The sequence below is a fragment of the Ktedonobacter sp. SOSP1-52 genome, assembly GCF_016587395.1.
Window position 1 is genome coordinate 1759275 of sequence record NZ_BNJH01000001.1, and the last position, 17135, is coordinate 1776409.

A 17135-nucleotide genomic window follows, 5' to 3' on the forward strand; every position below is an offset into this window, starting at 1 on the left:
ATTTATGGTTCGTCGTCAGGTTGATCTGGGGTACGCAGTGCTCGTTGTTGACCGCTAGCGAGCAGGTCGGGCAAATCAAAGTGATACTTGCCAGAGAAATTGATATGCTGCGAGACCAAGGGAGATAACCGGGCAACATCGGAAGCCAGTACTTCTTTGCCTGTTGTCCGAAGGGTTTCTAAGGTACCTTGGGTGTAAGTGGTATTCCAAAGAATAACGGCATTCAAGACCAACCCTAAGGCCCCTAATTGATCCTCGGCCTCTGAGTATTAATGGACCGGAATACCACGCTAAGAGCTTGGATGGCGATAACGTTCGTTTATACCTCCACAATTTGGCACGCGATATGGTGCTTAAAACATAGACAAGTTGTATATGTCTTGCGAGGCTTTAGACGTTAAGAGGATACAGCAAATCCTTAGCGTGCTTTTTCGGGTTCTGACGCAAAGTTAGTGGTAAGCCCGTCAATAACAATCACTTTCAGCCGAGTGGTACCCATCCAACACACCTGTCTCTTCATGATGGTCAAGCAGCACAAAGGACACGTGTGCGAAGCAGATCAAAATTCGCACGTCCATACATGCTTCGTTTGATGAATTTGAGCCGATTGACGTTCCCCTCCACAGAACCCTGGCTCCACTTCAAGCTCAACCCTGCTCTCACTGCCGCTTCATCGCGCTGTAACCCTTTCGCAAAGCTGATTAATTCTTCAATCCCACTGTTTTGAACCTCCTTGAACCACGGCGTCAGTCCTCGATCAGTCTGCTCATGAAGCAAATGAACGAACGCCTGCGCGAGGCGATAGAGGACGGCAAATCTTGTTGCACCCTGACAGAGCTTCTCGAGTTGTGTCAGCTGCTTCTTCTTGAGGCGCTCGACAGGAAGAAGGAAGCACCACCGCAATGGGCCTGGGGCTGGAAGCGTGGCTTTCAGTGGCTTGGGTTGTCTGCTTTGCTTCCTTCCTGTCATCGCTTTCATGCCTGCCTGCTGACGCAATTGCGTGACGTAGTTCGTGACCACTGAACAACAGCCATCATAGCCACGTGTCCGAATTTCTCGATACAGCTGTGAGGAATTATCACATCCCTCTTCCGTAAAACGATGGGTGAGGTAAGGGATATATGGCAGAAGCTTCGTGGGACGAGATTTATACACAGGTGGATGAGGCGGTCCTTGCAGGAGTTGTCTCACCTTCTTGCGGCTCATGCAAAGTTCTGTGGCAATATCACCCTGGTTGTACCCTTGCTGGGAAAGCGAGATGACTCGCTCGTACACGGTCATTCTGCGTTGCTGGCTCATGTGTTTGTCTGCTTCGTGTCGTTGCAGCGGAAGTGAGCGATCAGGTTGCTGCAGGCGTTGAGCTGTCCCACCGAAGATCTGCTCGATGGTCGGATACTCTCGACGCAGGATACGTTCGAGCGTCTCTCCCAAGTTCTGAGAAAGGTGAAATCGATCAGCAATCTGGGTAGCAAGAGGTGCCGCTTCTCGGGCTGCCTCGGCATAGGTTCCTCCACGGTCACGACTAATGACATCGACTCCCGGATGGGCCTTGAGCCAGGCTGTAACGGTCGCCTTTTCCCTATCCGGTAACAGATCAACCACCTGCCGTTGTTCAAGGTCGACGAGAATCGTGCCGTAGATTTGGCCTTTACGCAGAGCAAAATCGTCGATTCCAAGCACCTGAGGCGTTGCCCGTTCGGGAACCTCAAGTGCTCGAACAAGCCGCAGGAGCGTATCAGAACTCACAGGCAATCCCATACGTTTTGCCAAGAGTGCACCGGCATTTCCTCCGAGCAGGAGACCAATGGTTTGCAAACGAGAAGCGTAGCGGTTGGTCTTATGAGCATACGCTTTGATCGGATCTCCAAGCCGTTCCGCAAACGTACGTCGGGCACACATCGTATTGGAGCAAACGAAGCGGCGCACGTGTAATTTCAGTTGGACCTGGAAGTCAGCCCAACAGAGATCGGTGACAGTACGTGTGTAATAGCAATGGACCTGCCGCGAGGCAGTCTGACAGACAGGGCAACAAACAACTGGGCTTGTGCTCCTCACCATGAGCATGAGTTGTTGATCATGAACATGAAGCTGAGTCAATTTCAGGCCGGGGCAGGATGGTAACAAAAAATCTAGCTCGATTTGAATAACAAAATCCTCCTCACTTCCTCATCATCATAGAAGGCTACTCTATTTACGCATGAGTGCTGAAGATGTTACCACTAACTTTGCGTCAGAACCCTTTTTCGTACCTTTAATACTCGGATCGCTGACCTCACGCCTGCTTTACCGCTTTTCCTTCAACCATTTTTCTGTTCCGCTGCATTACAACCCGATCATTCTCAAGAGATGGTCAGGACACGCAAGGTGTAACGATGGGCCAAAACCGTCAGGTGGTCGCTGCTCTCCACGTCAGCGATCTGGAAGTAGAGAGCAGATTCACCACCATACTCTACCAGTCTTCCTGGTTCACTGGTCCAATGCGGATGCTGCAGCAAAAACTGCTGAGTGAGCGGATGCGACCAGTAGACCAGTTGATCGACGGAGGGTACCTCGCCACGTCCGCCTATGTCCTTGCCACAGTGGGCACAGTGCATATGAATCCAGAATGGGTAGGGAGACATCCCAAGGCGTTCGGGATACGGAGAGAGAGGTGTCTCTGTATCGTTTCCTTCAACGCAGACCAACGCTGGTTCTCCACAAGACAGGCAGGAGTGCTGACCCTTGTGGAGCGCTGGCAGCAGGCAATCTGTCAGCCCTTGCATCGTCCGCTTCCAGGCAGGCCGAAACGAGTGGAGCCCCGAGAGCTGGACCAGGCCCATACTATGGACCGTATCCTGATGGTAGCGCCGAACACAGTCAGGACAGCGGAGATGAAGATTCGATCTCTCCTCAATTCCAGCTGCCATAAAACACCCCTCAAGCAGATGACGCGCACAGAGGGGACACCACAGACGGGTTCGCTGCCATCCCTCGGCCAGTGCTTCATCCAACGTCAATCCCATTGCTTCTGCTTCGTGACGCAACGGTCCGTGGAAAATGTGACGCAGATGGCGGCGTGCTCGATACAGGCGAACCTCCAGAGCGTTACTTGAGAGAGAGAGGCGCTCGGCAACCTCGGAGCGAGGAAGTTCAAGCAGGTAACACATCTCCACTATCTGACGCGTCTCGAGAGGTAACGCATCAAGCGCCCGGTCAAGCAACAGGACCAGGTCCTGGCGGCTGAGTTCTTCAAAAGGATCAAGTGTATCAGCGGCGAGAAGATCGGTCTCGTTGGAGACGTTCTCATACTCCATCGCAGCAGATGGCTGGAGCAATGGGACATGCCGGAGAAGATCCATCTCACGCCTACGAGCCGCGCGACGACAGATATTGCGACAGATCTCGTCAATCCAGGCGTGGAAACCAGCTGGAGAGTGGAGACGCTCCAGATGACTCCATGCTTCAAGCAGCGTTTCCTGTACCACATCGTCGATGACATGCGGTTCGACGCCTCGTGCTCGCGCAATGCGAGCGAGGCGCAGACGTGTCGCTGTCAGTATGCCATTTTGATCCGCTAGCAAGGCAGACCGCAGCCACTGCCGTTCGCCAGGTAAGCACTGCTGCACTGGAGGATCGATGATTTCTTGCATAGCTTTTCCTTTCTTCGTATCTGCTCTCTTATCACGTGAGAGGAGCTTTCCTTACACATTTTTTCGAGCGTATAGGGTGTCACACTCTCTCTTCTGCCGCCTTTCTCGCCCCGTCACCATCCTGCTTCTCCATCAGTTGAAAAAGCTGCTAAAAATTGTGGTAAGTATCTCGGCACCCAGGCGATAGGATACTGACGCACGATGAGAGGAGCATAAAAATATGCTCTCTCTCCGTCGATTATCGCAGCGTATGGAGGTAAATCATGGATACGTGTCCCTTTTGCACCACCTATCAGGATCTCCCTGCTACTCCAGGCGGGATTCTCTTTGAAGACCATCTCGTCTATGTGCATCACTACTGTCGGAATGAAGGACCGAGTTACCTGGGTCATCTCTTGCTGAAGACAAAACGCCATGTTCCCGGCCTGGCGGATCTGACTGAAGCTGAAGGACAAGCAATTGGTCAGAGCATAGCACGCCTGAGCAAAGCGCTCCAGGTCTGTACAGGGGCGGAGAAAATCTATGTTGAAGCGTACTATGAGGTGGTTCCGCATCTTCATCTGCACCTTATGGCCCGCTATCCTGGAACCCCACAGGCGTACTGGCGCTGGAAGATCGGCGAGTGGCCTGAAGCGCCTCAAGGGGGGCCTGAAGCAATCGCTGCTCTTTGTGAGCAGATACATGCATATCTTGCACAAACAGTATCTGGAAGCGTCGAGCCACATGTTGAGTAGCTCCCATGAAAGGACATCATACAATGAACAACACACCAATGAAACCCCACATCCTCGCACTCCTCCACTTCACGCGTCAACAAGAGTTACACCTCATCGCTAATCTCAGTGACGCGGAGCGCAACACGACAGGTACGCCGAACACTGGGACAACAAAAGGCGTGTGGGCAGCAAAAGACTTTTTGGCAAATATGCTGCACTGGAAAGCGTTACAGACTCAAAAGCTGGCCACAGTGCAACGAGGGGAGGTACCGCCTGACTGGACAGACATGAAAGTGGTCCACCAGATCAACGTCGAGGCATTTACCCGCTATCGGACCTCCACCTTCCAGGCGATAGAAGAAGAGGCGGAACACGTTTTCAATGCCTTCATCACCCAGGTGGAAAGAATGGGCGAAGAGGAACTCAACGATCCCCATTACTACGCCTGGCTGGAAGGAACCCGATTGCGCAATGAAGTCCTGAACTATGGGTTCTGGTATCCATGCAACCAGCTCACCATATGCGCTTTTCAGCTGGGAAAAAAGCAGCTTGCCTTCCAGCTTCAAGAGGCCCTGGTCGAGGCAGTCCGCCAGAGCACATTGCCAGATGAGGGGGTCGGGGTCGCCATCTATAACATGGTGTGCTTTTATGCCACAAACGGCGAGCCTGAGAAGGCCCTGCAGCATTTGCCAGAGGCGTTACGCCTGAGACCAACCCTTTATGAAGTGTCCAAGCGCGATTCCGATCTCGAGAGCCTGCGAGCCAACCCGGCCTTCCAGGCCATCCTCACTGATCCTGCATTACTGGCTCTCGTGCCTCTTAGTGATCTTGTGAAACCACACGATCTGCACACGAGCCTTCGTGGAGAGGTCCCCCCTCTCGTGATTGATGTCCGTGGGTCCGCAGAGTATGCAGCTGGTCATGTGGAGGGTGCGGTGAATATTCCACTGGGAAACCTCGAAAGCCAGCTCTCACAGATTCCGCGCGAGCGACCGGTGGTTACCTATTGTAACATGCACCACCAGGGAGCGTCGCGTGGAGAACAGGCCGCAACCAAGCTTCGTGAGCAGGGATACCAGGCGCGTACCCTGGATGGCGGTTATCCCAATTGGAAAGCACAGGGCTTCCTTGTGGAAGCAGCGCTCCAGCTGTAAAAGAGAAGCATCGACCAGGGATACCCCTGGTCGATGCGAAATGATCGTTTCCGCTTGCACAGCACAACAATGGTGAGCAGGAAGCACGTTTCCTTACAATGGACCCACTACTCAAGCCGTCCTTCCTGCTCACCGTATGCCAAGGAGGGATAGCATCCAACTCCAACGCAACGTCAGGGCTATGGAGTGAGGATGCAACAAGGAACAAATAGAATAGGAGAAGCACTATGAAACCAGTATTGCAGGAAAAAGCATCAACAGCAGACCATCCGAAATCTTATCACTCGCTTCTGGAAGTGCTTTGGCTTTTTTTACGCCTGGGTTGTACCGCTTTTGGCGGACCTGCCGCCCACATCGCGATGATGCGCGAAGAGGTGGTACGGCGGCGACAGTGGGTAAGCGAGGAAGATTTCGTGGACCTGATAGGGGTCACGAACCTGATCCCTGGTCCCTCATCGACCGAACTGGCGATCTATCTGGGATACCTGCGAGCGGGGTGGCCCGGCTTACTTGTGGCGGGTGCCTGCTTTATTGGTCCTGCTATGGTGATCGTCCTGGCGCTTGCCTGGGCGTATACGACCTATGGAGCGTTGCCCCAGATCGGCTGGCTCTTTTACGGTATTCAACCGGTGGTCGTCGCCATTATCGCGCACGCCATCTGGAATCTCGGACGCACGGTCTTCAAAGGACCGCTCGCTATGGGCCTCGCCGTCCTGGTGTTGATATGCTATTTTCTGGGTGTCAATGTGTTGCTCTTGCTGTTCGGCGGTGCAGCACTCTACGGTCTGCTGCACCTCCTCATCGCACACTGGCACACAAAACCACCAATGACCAGCCTCGTTGTCCCGTTGGTGGGAGCAAACCTTCAGGCGATCTTTGAACCGCTCGGTTCCGTTGTGCGCACTGGTGTTGCTGCGGTGGCAGCGCCAATCAGTTTGGGCGTGGTCTTTCTGACCTTTCTCAAACTGGGATCGGTGGTGTATGGGAGCGGGTACACCTTGTTGGCGTTCTTGCGCACCGACCTGGTGCAAAACCTGCATTGGCTGACCGACAAACAACTGCTGGATGCTGTTTCCATCGGGCAATTTACGCCAGGGCCCGTCTTTACCACAGCGACTTTCATTGGCTATATCGTGGGGGGCTGGCCTACGGCGCTGCTGGCAACCCTGGCCATGTTTTTGCCTTCGTTTATCTTGATTGCGCTCATTCATCCGGTGGCCTCGCGCTTGCGCCAGGCTGCCTGGACCGCCACGCTCCTGGACGGGGTGAATGCCGCAGCGCTAGCGCTCATGACCGGAGTCTTCATACAGCTCGGACAGCATGCATTGGTGGATGTCCTCACCTGGGCGGTAGCCGCACTTGCCTTTGCAGCCCTGGTGCGTTTCAAACCGAATTCGATGTGGCTGATTCTGGCGGGTGCTGTGATTGGCCTGCTTCGTTTCTGGGTCTTTTGAGGATGAAAGGCAAGAGAGGGAGCACCTTCTTCCCCGTTCTCTCGACGTCACGCTCAGAATTCAGCATTCTGCGTTCGTCATGTCCCTCCCTTGGATTCTGAGGTCTTTTCCTTCACTGAGAACCCAAGAGGCGCAAATAGCTGCTTTCGATACATGTTCTACCGCTTTCCCCTAAACCACTTTTCTGTTCCATTGCGCCACAGACCCCTGTCACGAGCCTTGCTCATCCATCGATCTGCGTACGTGTGGCAGGGTGGGCGGCAGGGCAAAGCATGAGAGGCCGGACACCTCTAGGAACGCGACCAGGCTGACAATCTGGGTGCCCTCCACACCCAGAACCAGCAGGCCAATAAGCTGATAGTCGTCTGCAAGAACCTCGCGCCGATAGAGTCCGAACGCCGGACTGCCATTGGCGCGAGTTGGAAGCAGGTGCCATTGCAAGCCGGGAGGAAACAGACTCGTCTGGAACAATGTGGCGATAGCCGCTCGTCCCTGGTACCAGACGGGAAGTGGCGGCATGGTGAACCAGGCATCCTCTCGCAGCAGCGCTACGAGACCGGGGATGTTCGCTTGTTCCCAGAGGGTCACATAGCGGTCAAGAAGTTCTTGTAACTGGAGGCGAGGCAGAACCATCTGCGCCTCGCTTCCGACATGGCGCTGGCGCAAAGCCCGTCGAGCACGCTGTAAGGCGGAATTGACAGCGGGAACCGAGAGATGAAGCCATTCGGCGACTTCGGAGGCTTCCCACTCCAACACCTCGCGCAAGAGCAAAATAGCCCGTTGCACTGGCGTTAAGTGCTGCAGCGCCATCAGAAAGGCCAGGGTGATGCGTTCGCTCCTCTCCGCGCGGTCTTCGGGATCAGCCCCAGGACCGGCGAGCAGATCATCGGGAAACGGTTCCAGCCAGATCGGCTCCCGCAGTGGTGGAGGCGCGAGGCTGCTGGGATTGCTCGGTGGGTGGGTTTCTGATGGCAAGAACCGTCGAGGAGCGCGCTTGAGCCGATTGAGGCAGAGATTGGTGGCGATGCGGTACAACCAAGCGCGGTAGGATTGCGGACTCGTGAGGGTCGCACGTTTTTCCCATGCTCGCAGCAGAGCCTCTTGCACCAGATCTTCGGCGTCGGAGAGCGAGCCCAACATCCGATAACAATGCACAAGCAGCTCTCGTCGATATGCGCCCACCAGAGCCTCGAACGCCTTCTGATCGCCTGCTTGAGCAGCGAGCACCAGGGCGGTTTGGGTTGGTGTCTCCATTGTGTCCCTCTTTCTGTTGTTTGGTAGTCATCTGATCTGGTCTCTTGGAAAGTCGCATCGCTGCTGTAGGATGTGGGGAACCCGCCTCACGAAAGTCAAACCAACGACTATTGGCAAGTAGGCTTGGTCTGTAAGATGGTCCTCCTCGAATTAGGATGAGGTTGCCTCCTGCGGATTCCCACCTACATCTATTCCCTCCTGGAGTAACGCAGCATGCATTCTCCATTCCCCAATGAGCGGATGCTCTTGCTTTTTGCGAATCTCATTGGCGACTTCAAGTGTAACCTTTCCTGGTGCTTTGCGGGTGTGCGACTTGTCATCCAGTCCCTTAACCCCTTCCTGCACCCAGCGTTTCAGGGTTGTATGTATACACCGTCTGTTTGCTCACCTGCAAATACTCGGCGATGGAGGCAACAGACCATCCTTCCGCATGAAGCTGCACAATGTTGTGACGACGGTGCGCCGGATCAGGGGTGGAGTTCCAGGGAGGGAAGCGGCGCATCTGGATTGATGGAGGCGGGCCAGATGCCAACACAGTCTTGATCGAATGATGCGAGGGCCGCCCTGAAAACGAGTATCACAGATTTCTGCAATCTCGCAGATGGACATGTTCAGCATTTCTACGCGCAGATCGACAATTAACTGACGCATATCTGGTGATAGGCTCCGCGCCGTTTCCTGTGGCTGTTCTCGCGGCCTGGAAGCGAAGAAGCTAACCATGCCTTGCTCATCAAAAGCGTCTGCTTTACGCTCCAGGCTGGTGCGTGGCTCATCTGTCTCTTGTGCCCGTTGAATCGCTGGATCACCGAAAAATACAACAGGTCTCAAGAGTTCATAGGCCGTTTGCTCCGGGCAGAGTATATATTGTTGAATGGTCTGCCAGTCTTCAGTATGCTCACGCTGAACCCCCTTACGTTTGGGCACCGTGCTCCCTCCAACACGATGAAATGGGCCGATGCACCAATCGTACCTGGATTTTTCCCCATTTGCAAGTATCCAGGCGTTTATGCCCAATTTGAGTACGCACCCCTTTCAAGCATCATGCGGCAATGTATCATGGGTGACACATATTCAAAGTATTCCTTAGAATAAAATCCTGTTGACGTGTGACCAAAAATGGTCACACGTCAAGAAAGAACAGGAGAACAATGATGACCCAAAAGCAATGGACTCTTTCAAGCCTCGACCTCTCACATCTACAAATTGTAGATCCCAGAATTAAGTGGGTCCAATCCTGTACAATGAAGCGGGTGGTTCTCTTCGCCTGGGGGATACCACCCACTTCCTTTATCCTATTTCCTCCCGGCTCCTTCTGGGATCTACACCTACGGGGCCGGTCTTTTGTTGATCCGCTCGTGGCGGTGAATTCTTAATTACTAGCCATTGAACGATATGCCGTCAAAATTGGACAATATGAATGACAAATCACACGATAATAGAGCTGGGTGGAATCATTGGTTTGAATATATGGCATCGTTTTCTTCCTTTTCTTTTCCTGCCGTTTCCAAGCCAGCCAGATACCAACTCATGGCTATATCCGGCTGGCGAACGTTTGCTTTTCGTATGCTCCTGAAGCGCTAGATAGGGTAGCCTTTGGCCCCCTGCAAGCCTTTGAGGACAGAGATCTCGCCGGTCATGTTGTCGACATGCCCCAGCACCATGCGATTGAGAAGGGCGCCGACGGTCATCTGCCCGAATCCAACGCTGGTCAGATCAAGCACACGGGCCAAATCCTCGTCGGTCAACGTTGCCAGATAGGCATCGGTGGCCGCGTGGACTGCCTGGGCATAGCCGCGCGCCGTCGGCTTTTTCCAACGTCGACGAGAAGACATACTTGGGCATGGCATTGATCCTCTCACCCCACGGGTCGGTGCGTATGGGGAAGTTCTTGGCAAACAGCTCGTACGTCGTGCGGCCTATCAACAGCGCTTCGCAGGAGAGCGCCTGGTCTAATCGGTCCCTATTATACTCCTCGTCGTCGCGGTACTCACCAAATCTTGGGATGGCTGCTCCAGTGGAAACGCCGTCTAAGGAGACGAGCGTATGTTCGATAATGGTACGCATAAGATGGTATCCTTTTCTCTTCAAACTTGATGTGGGAGAGGGGACAATCCCCTTTCACGTATAGGACACACCATTGATCCCAAACTCATCGCAAATGATCAGCAAATTTGGGGCGCGGGGCTGTAGCCGCATCGATGAGCGCAAAAAGGTGAGAGAGGAGTTCAGACGAGCTTCCTGGTTTTGCGGTCAGGCGCTTTTCCCCTTCGCACGGCAGATCTGGAATACGTTCGCGCGAGCGTGTCCTGCAAGGGGGTAGCCTTTCGCCTTCCAGGTTCACTACAAACAAGTTTCTCACTCGTTCTTCCACTCTTTCAAGAGGGTCTCGCTTTTCTATTACTGTAGAAGAAAGGAGGAGCCGATGACGCAATCTTCTGCACCGTCAGGGGTATTGTCAACTTGGAAACAGAGCTGAACAGTGTGTTAAAATAGCCTCATGAAAACAAATACCGCTGCTCTCGATTACAAAGGTTTTCGCTTCCCGCTTGAGATTATTAGCCACGCTGTGTGGTTGTATTTTCGCTTCTCGCTCAGTTTTCGCGATGTGGAAGAGCTTCTGGCACAGCGTGGGATCGTGGTGACGTATGAAACCGTGCGTCAATGGTGCTTGAAATGTGGGCAAATCTATGCCAACGAGCTGCGCCGTCGCTGTCCTCGCTGTGGAGATAAATGGCATCTGGACGAGGTGGTCTTGACGATTCGTGGCAAGAAGCATTCCCTCTGGCGAGCGGTAGATCAGCATGGCAACATACTTGATATCCTGGTGCAGAGCCGACGGAACAAAAAGGCCGCCAAAAGATTTTTCCGCAAGCTTCTGAAAGATTTGCAATATGTTCCGCGCGTCATCATCACTGATAAGCTCAGAAGTTATGGAGCAGCGAAACGCGAGCTCCTGCCTGGAGTGGAGCATCGGCAGCACAAAGGCTTGAACAATCGAGCGGAAAACTCGCACCAACCCACGCGACTTCGAGAGAAGAAGATGCGGCGCTTCAAATCAGCCCGCACAGGGACAACGCTTTCTCTCCGCCTTTGGCCCCATTACCGGGCATTTCCAACTGCGCCATCATCATTTGCATGCTGAAGAATATCGTACTATTTTACAGGACCGATTCCAGCAATGGAATGAGGTGACCGGGATGAAACTGGTCGCATAACCACAGAGACATCTCCGCCTCTCCTTACCCTTCAACATCTCACTTTGTATAACTCATCAATATATTTTAGCCCAGCGAATAAGTTGACAATATCAGGGCCACCTATGACGAAGTACTGGCCAGGGTTGAACTGGTGCAGGAAGAGAATCCCTGCCTCGCCTGAGGACCTTCTACCTCCGCGACCAGCTCAGGGGGCGTGATCTTGGTATCCCAGGGAGGGCTGCCGCCCTCGTATGCCTGCAGAAAACGATCATAAGAGGCAGGGCGATCCTGGGGATCGGGGAAGAGAGATGACATACATGAACCTCCTTATCTGTTCAGCATCTCTTGCTCACCACTATTCTATCTTATTTTCCATGCGAACGAGTGGAGTGGTCATGGTACGGATCGCCGCTTTGAATCTTTCGGAGAGTGGTTGATTGCATCTGCCACTGTTCTTTTGCTCCTTTCGTTGATCAGGACTCGTCTTCGACATCGCCCCAACCAGAGGGCCGCGCTGAGCCCCGCAGGGCCAGCGCCTACAATGATCGCATCATACATCAGGTACCTCCATTCTCAAGCACTCAACGCTCTTGCTCTTCAGTGAGTGGTCCTGCTGTTCTCTCCAGCAGCGAAGGGGGCAAGCCACGCTCCAGGACGGACAAGATCTGATCTGTCATTCGATCTGGATCAGGCGCCTCCTGATCGAAGGTCCAGGTAATGGCCCGCACAAGCATACCCACGAGCACATGGGCCAGGAACACTGGGTCGTCCGTTCCCAATTCCCCTTGTTCCCTGGCCGCTTCAAAGAGGGGAATGAAATGGGTCACCAAGCCCTGTTGCGCCCGTTGCGTCCCTGTATGGGCAACCAGGTGTGCCTCACCTGAACACAGAAGCACAAAGAGATCTCGCTGCTGGCAGGCAGAATGGAAGAGGGTGCGAATAATCAGCGGTATGAGTGGCTGATCAGAATGTTCTGCAAGCGCTGCATGAATCTTCTCGCGAAGCATCTGAAACACCTCCTCGGTCAGCGCTTGCAGGACCGCTTCTTTATCGCGAAAATGTAAGTAAAATGTCCCCATCGCCACATCGGCGACCTGTATGATTTCGGAGATTGTGGCGTCCTGATAACCACGGTTTACAAAGACCTGGCGAGCGGCGGCTAAGAGATCAGCTCGTACACGCGCGCGCCGACGTGCAACGCGGCCCTGATCCGAAGACGTTAATGTGTTTGTCTGTTCTTTCTTCATACTATTGATACTATCTCAAAATTGATAATTTATCAACAATGATAAAGGATCACTATTTCGCCACTATCGCCATACCCCCCTACAGGGGTTGACAAGACGCATGTCGAGCGTATATAGTATGTGTACCCCCTCCGGAGGGGTGTGGGTAAAACACAGAAAGAAACTGGTAGCATGGAAGAGGGAACTGATATGACAACAATACAGCCAACTGATGAAATGATTCATCAGCCTCTAGATAATACAGCCGGAGAGCACCACACGCTCTTTGCCGTCGAAGGCATGACCTGTGCATCCTGTGCGATGCGTATCGAGAAAGGACTCAGCAAACTTGAAGGCGTGAAAGAAGCCAACGTCAATCTCGCGACAGAGCAGGCACAGATCAGCTATGATCCAACTGGTGTTTCTGAAGAAGCCATAATGGCAAAGGTCGAAGCGCTCGGCTACAAAGCGCGTCCGCACACCGCTCCCATTGTCCCTCTTCCAGAACAGGTGGTGATACCTGCTTCCACCGCTCCTCAAAAGAGTGATCTGCAAGCGGCGAGCGTGCGACAGGATGAACGCGAAAAGCGCAAGCAGACCGAACTTGCCCACAAGCGATTCCTGCTCCTGCTAGGAGTTGTGCTCTCGCTGCCCATCGTCGTGCTCAACATGTTCTTTATGAATCGCTTTCCTGGTGAAAATTACCTCCTGCTCGTGCTCACAACGCCCGTCTGGGCCTTTGTCGGATGGGAGTTTCACAAGCACGCGCTCAAAAACGCACGTCATTTCAGTGCGAATATGGATACCCTCATCTCGGTTGGATCGACGGCAGCCTTTGTGATGAGCGTGGTCGCGACCTTTTTCCCAGATGTCGTTGGGATGACGACGTTTTACGATACGGCGGCGTTAATCATCACCCTGATCTTCCTTGGGAAATACCTGGAGGCACGGGCCAAACTCCAAACCAATAATGCGCTCCGCAAACTGCTTGGTTTACAGGCACGAACCGCGCATGTGCTGCGAAATGGCGTCGAGATGGAGCTTCCCGTCGAGCAGGTACGTGTCAACGATGAACTGATGGTACGGCCCGGTGAGAAGGTCCCCGTTGATGGCATTGTCCTCTCAGGTCGTTCCTCTGTCGATGAATCCATGATTACGGGCGAGAGCCTGCCTGTTGAAAAAACAGCCAATGATCCTCTGATCGGTGCAACGGTCAATCAGCATGGCCTCTTGCGGATGCGCGCGACACGCGTTGGCGCTGAGACCATACTCGCCAACATTATCCGCCTGGTCGAGCAGGCCCAGGGTTCCAAGGCACCCATTCAGCGGATCGCTGACCAAATCTCGGGCATCTTTGTCCCCATCGTGCTCGTCATCTCCCTGTTGACCTTTATCGGCTGGACCATTGCCGGATACGTCACCGCACCTGCTGCCCAATCCATGTCTGGCATGGATATGACCGCAATGGCCTCCATGTCGGCCTCCAGCAATCCCTGGATTGTGGCCCTGGTCGCCGCCGTCGCTGTCCTCGTCGTCGCCTGCCCCTGTGCGCTTGGCCTGGCAACGCCGACGGCCATCATGGTCGGCACAGGCAAAGGTGCGGAACAGGGCATCCTCATTCGTGGTGGTGAGAGTCTCGAACGCATCCAGGCCGTGCGTGCCGTGCTCCTGGATAAAACGGGTACGATTACCAAAGGCAAACCGGAGTTGACCGATGTGATTATGCTGAGTAGCGTCCCTGAAGATGACATGTTGCGCCTGGTCGCGGAGTCCGAACAGGGGTCAGAGCACCCCCTGGCCGCAGCCATTGTTGAGGGGGCAAAGCACAGAGGGATCTCCCTTTCAGTAAGCCCTGAGCATGTGACGGCACTCACCGGGCGTGGTCTGGAAGCGCACCTGGAGGGGCACACCCTCTTGATTGGGAATCGTCGCCTGCTCCAGGAGCGCGCCATTGCCTTCGAGGACCAGGGACAGCACATGGTCGCGCTCGAACAACAGGGCAAGACCGTGATGATCATTGTGCTTGACGGTGTCGCCGTTGGCCTCGTCGCCGTTGCCGATACCATCAAAGACGATTCGGTGCTCGCGGTGCGTCACCTTCAGGAACAGGGGATTACCGCCTGGATGATTACCGGCGATAACCAGCGGGCAGCCCAGGCCATTGCACAGCAGGTTGGCATCGCGCCCGAGCATGTGCTCGCCGAAGTGCTCCCCGAAGAGAAAGCCAACCAGGTCAAACGCTTGCAGGAGCAGGGCCTGGTCGTCGCCTTCGTGGGGATGGCATCAATGATGCCCCGGCCCTCGTCCAGGCCGATGCGGGTATCGCCATGGGAACGGGAACGGACATTGCCATGGAGGCCGCCGACATTACGCTGGTAAAGGGCAGCCTGACCAGTGTGACCACGGCGCTCTCGCTCTCGCGGGCCACCTTGCGCACGATCAAGCAGAATCTCTTCTGGGCCTTTGCCTACAACGTGATTCTGATTCCAACCGCGATCCTCTCGCCACTGATCCCTTTCCTCCAGGCGAATGCGCCCATCTTCGCTGCCGCAGCGATGGCCCTCTCGTCTGTGACGGTGATTAGCAACTCGCTCCGTTTACGCCGCTTTGGAAAGTAGGAGGAAGGATGCAATAGCCGTACCGGAAGAACATCTTCCTGGTACGGCTTTCTTGCTCCATTGGCAGCAGTTACCTGCCCTCTTTTCAAGTCATGTTCCTCCTATTGACGATAGGAGCAATACCGTGTCTGTGACACGTGTATCAACAAGAAGACACAAAAGCCAAAAAGGTGTCGTGAAAGGAAAAGAACCATGTATCTTATCACCGCCATTCTGCAAGCCCTCTCGATGGCCCTGAGTATGTGCTGGGAGATCCTCTGGCCGCTTATTCTTGGCTTTGCCCTTTCGGGCATTGTACAAGCCGTCGTCTCACATAAGACGATGGCCCAGGCGCTCGGAGGAGATTCGCCCAAAAATCTCACGCTAGCAACGCTCTTTGGCATTGCCTCCAGTTCTTGCTCCTATGCCGCCGTGGCTCTGGCGCGCTCCATTTTCCAGAAAGGCGCAAGTTTTACCTCTGCTATGGTCTTTGAACTGGCTTCCACGAACCTGGTCATTGAACTGGGCATCATTCTGATTGTGCTCATGGGGTGGCAATTTGCTGCCGCTGAATACCTTGGCGGTCTTCTCATGGTCATCTTCCTGGCAGTCATTTTTCGCTTGACATTGACGCCTCGTCTGGTCCAGCAAGCGAAAGAGCAGGCGGCAAAGGGCGTGATGGGGAGGATGGAGGGGCATGCGGCCATGGATATGAGTGTGGAAGGTGGGTCCTTCTGGCAGAAGCTCTTCAGCGGCAAAGGCTTTACTGCGGTCAGTCACTACTTCGTGATGGATTGGGCCTCCGTCTGGGTCGATATCGCGCTCGGCTTACTCATTGCCGGAGCACTGGCGGCGTGGGTTCCCGAATCGTTCTGGCAGGCGTTTTTCCTCTCAAATAATCCGACACTGGCAAAGATCGAAGGGCCACTCGTTGGACCGCTCGTCGCCATCTTCAGCTTCGTCTGTTCAGTTGGCAATGTCCCACTCGCAGCCGTCTTATGGAGAGGAGGAATTAGCTTTGGTGGGGTTGTCAGTTTCATCTTTGCCGACCTGATCATTCTGCCAATCCTCGATATTTATCGCAAATATTATGGCTGGAAGATGATAGGGTATATTCTGGTCACCTTCTATGTGACGATGGCTGCCGCAGGCTACGTCGTCGAATTCCTCTTTGCAGCCCTTGGGATCATTCCGCAGAACCGCAACGTGGCTACGATCACGGAAGGCTTTCAATGGAACTATACCAGTATCCTCAATATCATCTTCCTGGTGCTGGCAGCGATCCTGGTCATCCGGTTTCTTCGCACGGGTGGTCCAGCGATGTTGAAGATGATGAATGGTTCAGGACATAAAATGTCGCATGACGATGAGGGTCACCATACGATGCATCACCATGAACATGCCTCGTAAACACAGAGGCCGCTCTTTATAGACGTTGAGCTGAAGAGAAACATCTCTTCAGCTCAACGATTGCCCACCATACTGTACAATTGCAACAATTCCTGTTGCACTGCCTCTAGCTTTCCTTCTTTGATCCCTTCGGGAACACATCCCTGGAGATGTCCCTGGAGAATGCTGTTTTCCAGCTCTTCAATCGCTTTGCGTATATCATACGCCTGGCGTAAAATCTCAACACAATATACATCTTCTTCGACCATCTGGCGAATCTCGCTCACGCGCTGTTCAATCTCGCTGAGTCCCCTCAAGGTAGCATCTTTCTGTGCGTGCATGCCAAGTCTCCTTCATTGCTTTCCACTCTGAGCCTGTAGTATAGCATGAGCAGAAGTGTCTCACAATGAGACCTCTTCATAAGCACGAAGGCGAGGAGCATGACTACTCCTCGCCTGGTGCAAAACGGCATCGAACAATTGTGATGCAAGAAGAGGCTGCCGATGGGATGGGAAGAGT

13 protein-coding genes and 3 pseudogenes are annotated in these 17135 nt (G+C 53.9%); 6 read left to right on the forward strand and 10 right to left on the reverse strand.

All coding sequences use genetic code 11. The annotated features are described in order from the left end of the window. Nucleotides 1-2: 2 nt before the first annotated feature. The 3 genes and pseudogenes from JMJ16_RS56805 to JMJ16_RS08065 all read right to left on the reverse strand — a co-directional run. Nucleotides 3-254, reverse strand: a pseudogene (locus JMJ16_RS56805) (Tn3 family transposase); the annotation flags it as partial. A gap of 271 nt (nucleotides 255-525) precedes the next feature. Next, nucleotides 526-2124: an ISL3 family transposase gene (locus tag JMJ16_RS08060; protein WP_201380095.1), complete on the reverse strand. Its 1599-nt coding sequence runs from the start codon at nucleotides 2122-2124 to the stop codon at nucleotides 526-528. A gap of 215 nt (nucleotides 2125-2339) precedes the next feature. Further along, nucleotides 2340-3629, reverse strand: coding sequence for an RNA polymerase sigma factor (locus tag JMJ16_RS08065; protein WP_201380097.1), 1290 nt, complete (start codon nucleotides 3627-3629; stop codon nucleotides 2340-2342). 263 nt (nucleotides 3630-3892) lie between these two features. Here JMJ16_RS08065 and JMJ16_RS08070 point away from each other — a divergent pair, with 263 nt between their 5' ends. The 3 genes from JMJ16_RS08070 (at nucleotide 3893) to chrA (ending at nucleotide 6953) form a co-directional block, all read left to right on the forward strand. Continuing rightward, nucleotides 3893-4363, forward strand: coding sequence for an HIT family protein (locus JMJ16_RS08070; RefSeq protein ID WP_201380106.1), 471 nt, complete (start codon nucleotides 3893-3895; stop codon nucleotides 4361-4363). Nucleotides 4364-4386: 23 nt separating this feature from the next. Then, a complete protein-coding gene (locus JMJ16_RS08075) occupies nucleotides 4387-5499 on the forward strand; it encodes a rhodanese-like domain-containing protein (RefSeq protein WP_201380108.1) in 1113 nt (370 codons plus the stop codon). A 227-nt stretch (nucleotides 5500-5726) separates the two neighbouring features. Continuing rightward, nucleotides 5727-6953 carry a chromate efflux transporter gene (gene chrA, locus JMJ16_RS08080; protein ID WP_201380110.1) on the forward strand — a complete coding sequence of 409 codons (1227 nt, stop codon included), beginning with the start codon at nucleotides 5727-5729 and terminating at the stop codon, nucleotides 6951-6953. Nucleotides 6954-7163: 210 nt separating this feature from the next. On the opposite strand, the gene JMJ16_RS08085 is transcribed toward chrA, so the two are convergent. From JMJ16_RS08085 to JMJ16_RS53760, 3 genes are all read right to left on the reverse strand, one after another. Then, nucleotides 7164-8207: an RNA polymerase subunit sigma-70 gene (locus tag JMJ16_RS08085; RefSeq protein WP_201380112.1), complete on the reverse strand. Its 1044-nt coding sequence runs from the start codon at nucleotides 8205-8207 to the stop codon at nucleotides 7164-7166. 328 nt (nucleotides 8208-8535) lie between these two features. Continuing rightward, on the reverse strand, nucleotides 8536-8709 hold the full coding sequence (locus tag JMJ16_RS56810; protein WP_374228990.1) for a helix-turn-helix domain-containing protein: 174 nt from the start codon (nucleotides 8707-8709) through the stop codon (nucleotides 8536-8538). A gap of 1075 nt (nucleotides 8710-9784) precedes the next feature. Then, nucleotides 9785-10054 carry a DinB family protein gene (locus tag JMJ16_RS53760; protein WP_236601584.1) on the reverse strand — a complete coding sequence of 90 codons (270 nt, stop codon included), beginning with the start codon at nucleotides 10052-10054 and terminating at the stop codon, nucleotides 9785-9787. 650 nt (nucleotides 10055-10704) lie between these two features. On the opposite strand from JMJ16_RS53760, the pseudogene JMJ16_RS08105 reads away from it, so the two are divergent. After that, a pseudogene (locus JMJ16_RS08105) lies at nucleotides 10705-11422 on the forward strand (IS6 family transposase). A gap of 102 nt (nucleotides 11423-11524) precedes the next feature. On the opposite strand, the gene JMJ16_RS08110 reads toward JMJ16_RS08105, so the two are convergent. The 3 genes from JMJ16_RS08110 to JMJ16_RS08120 form a co-directional block, all read right to left on the reverse strand. Next, the gene (locus JMJ16_RS08110) at nucleotides 11525-11719 is read right to left on the reverse strand and encodes a hypothetical protein (protein ID WP_201380120.1); all 195 of its coding nucleotides are present in this window, start codon (nucleotides 11717-11719) and stop codon (nucleotides 11525-11527) included. A 78-nt stretch (nucleotides 11720-11797) separates the two neighbouring features. Next, entirely contained in the window at nucleotides 11798-11962 is a 165-nt protein-coding gene (locus tag JMJ16_RS56815; protein WP_201380122.1) for an FAD-binding protein, read from the reverse strand. Between the two features lie 23 nt (nucleotides 11963-11985). Next, nucleotides 11986-12651, reverse strand: a complete 666-nt coding sequence (locus JMJ16_RS08120) for a TetR/AcrR family transcriptional regulator (protein ID WP_201380124.1) — start codon at nucleotides 12649-12651, stop codon at nucleotides 11986-11988. A gap of 300 nt (nucleotides 12652-12951) precedes the next feature. Here JMJ16_RS08120 and JMJ16_RS08125 point away from each other — a divergent pair. Further along, nucleotides 12952-15248, forward strand: a pseudogene (locus JMJ16_RS08125) (heavy metal translocating P-type ATPase). A 192-nt stretch (nucleotides 15249-15440) separates the two neighbouring features. Further along, nucleotides 15441-16637 (forward strand): permease, encoded by a 1197-nt coding sequence (locus JMJ16_RS08135; protein WP_201380127.1) that lies wholly within the window; start codon nucleotides 15441-15443, stop codon nucleotides 16635-16637. Between the two features lie 53 nt (nucleotides 16638-16690). On the opposite strand, the gene JMJ16_RS08140 is transcribed toward JMJ16_RS08135, so the two are convergent. Then, complete coding sequence (locus tag JMJ16_RS08140; protein WP_201380129.1) at nucleotides 16691-16957, reverse strand: metal-sensitive transcriptional regulator; 267 nt, start codon at nucleotides 16955-16957, stop codon at nucleotides 16691-16693. Nucleotides 16958-17135: the final 178 nt, after the last annotated feature.

Coding starts and splice junctions, on each gene's coding strand:
- JMJ16_RS08065 (WP_201380097.1), bottom strand. CDS start 3,629: ATGCAAGAAATCATCGATCCTCCAGTGCAGCAGTGCTTACCTGGCGAA.
- JMJ16_RS08070 (WP_201380106.1), top strand. CDS start 3,893: ATGGATACGTGTCCCTTTTGCACCACCTATCAGGATCTCCCTGCTACT.
- JMJ16_RS08075 (WP_201380108.1), top strand. CDS start 4,387: ATGAACAACACACCAATGAAACCCCACATCCTCGCACTCCTCCACTTC.
- chrA (WP_201380110.1), top strand. CDS start 5,727: ATGAAACCAGTATTGCAGGAAAAAGCATCAACAGCAGACCATCCGAAA.
- JMJ16_RS08085 (WP_201380112.1), bottom strand. CDS start 8,207: ATGGAGACACCAACCCAAACCGCCCTGGTGCTCGCTGCTCAAGCAGGC.
- JMJ16_RS56810 (WP_374228990.1), bottom strand. CDS start 8,709: ATGCGCCGCTTCCCTCCCTGGAACTCCACCCCTGATCCGGCGCACCGT.
- JMJ16_RS53760 (WP_236601584.1), bottom strand. CDS start 10,054: ATGCCATGCCCAAGTATGTCTTCTCGTCGACGTTGGAAAAAGCCGACG.
- JMJ16_RS08110 (WP_201380120.1), bottom strand. CDS start 11,719: ATGTCATCTCTCTTCCCCGATCCCCAGGATCGCCCTGCCTCTTATGAT.
- JMJ16_RS56815 (WP_201380122.1), bottom strand. CDS start 11,962: ATGTATGATGCGATCATTGTAGGCGCTGGCCCTGCGGGGCTCAGCGCG.
- JMJ16_RS08120 (WP_201380124.1), bottom strand. CDS start 12,651: ATGAAGAAAGAACAGACAAACACATTAACGTCTTCGGATCAGGGCCGC.
- JMJ16_RS08135 (WP_201380127.1), top strand. CDS start 15,441: ATGTATCTTATCACCGCCATTCTGCAAGCCCTCTCGATGGCCCTGAGT.
- JMJ16_RS08140 (WP_201380129.1), bottom strand. CDS start 16,957: ATGCACGCACAGAAAGATGCTACCTTGAGGGGACTCAGCGAGATTGAA.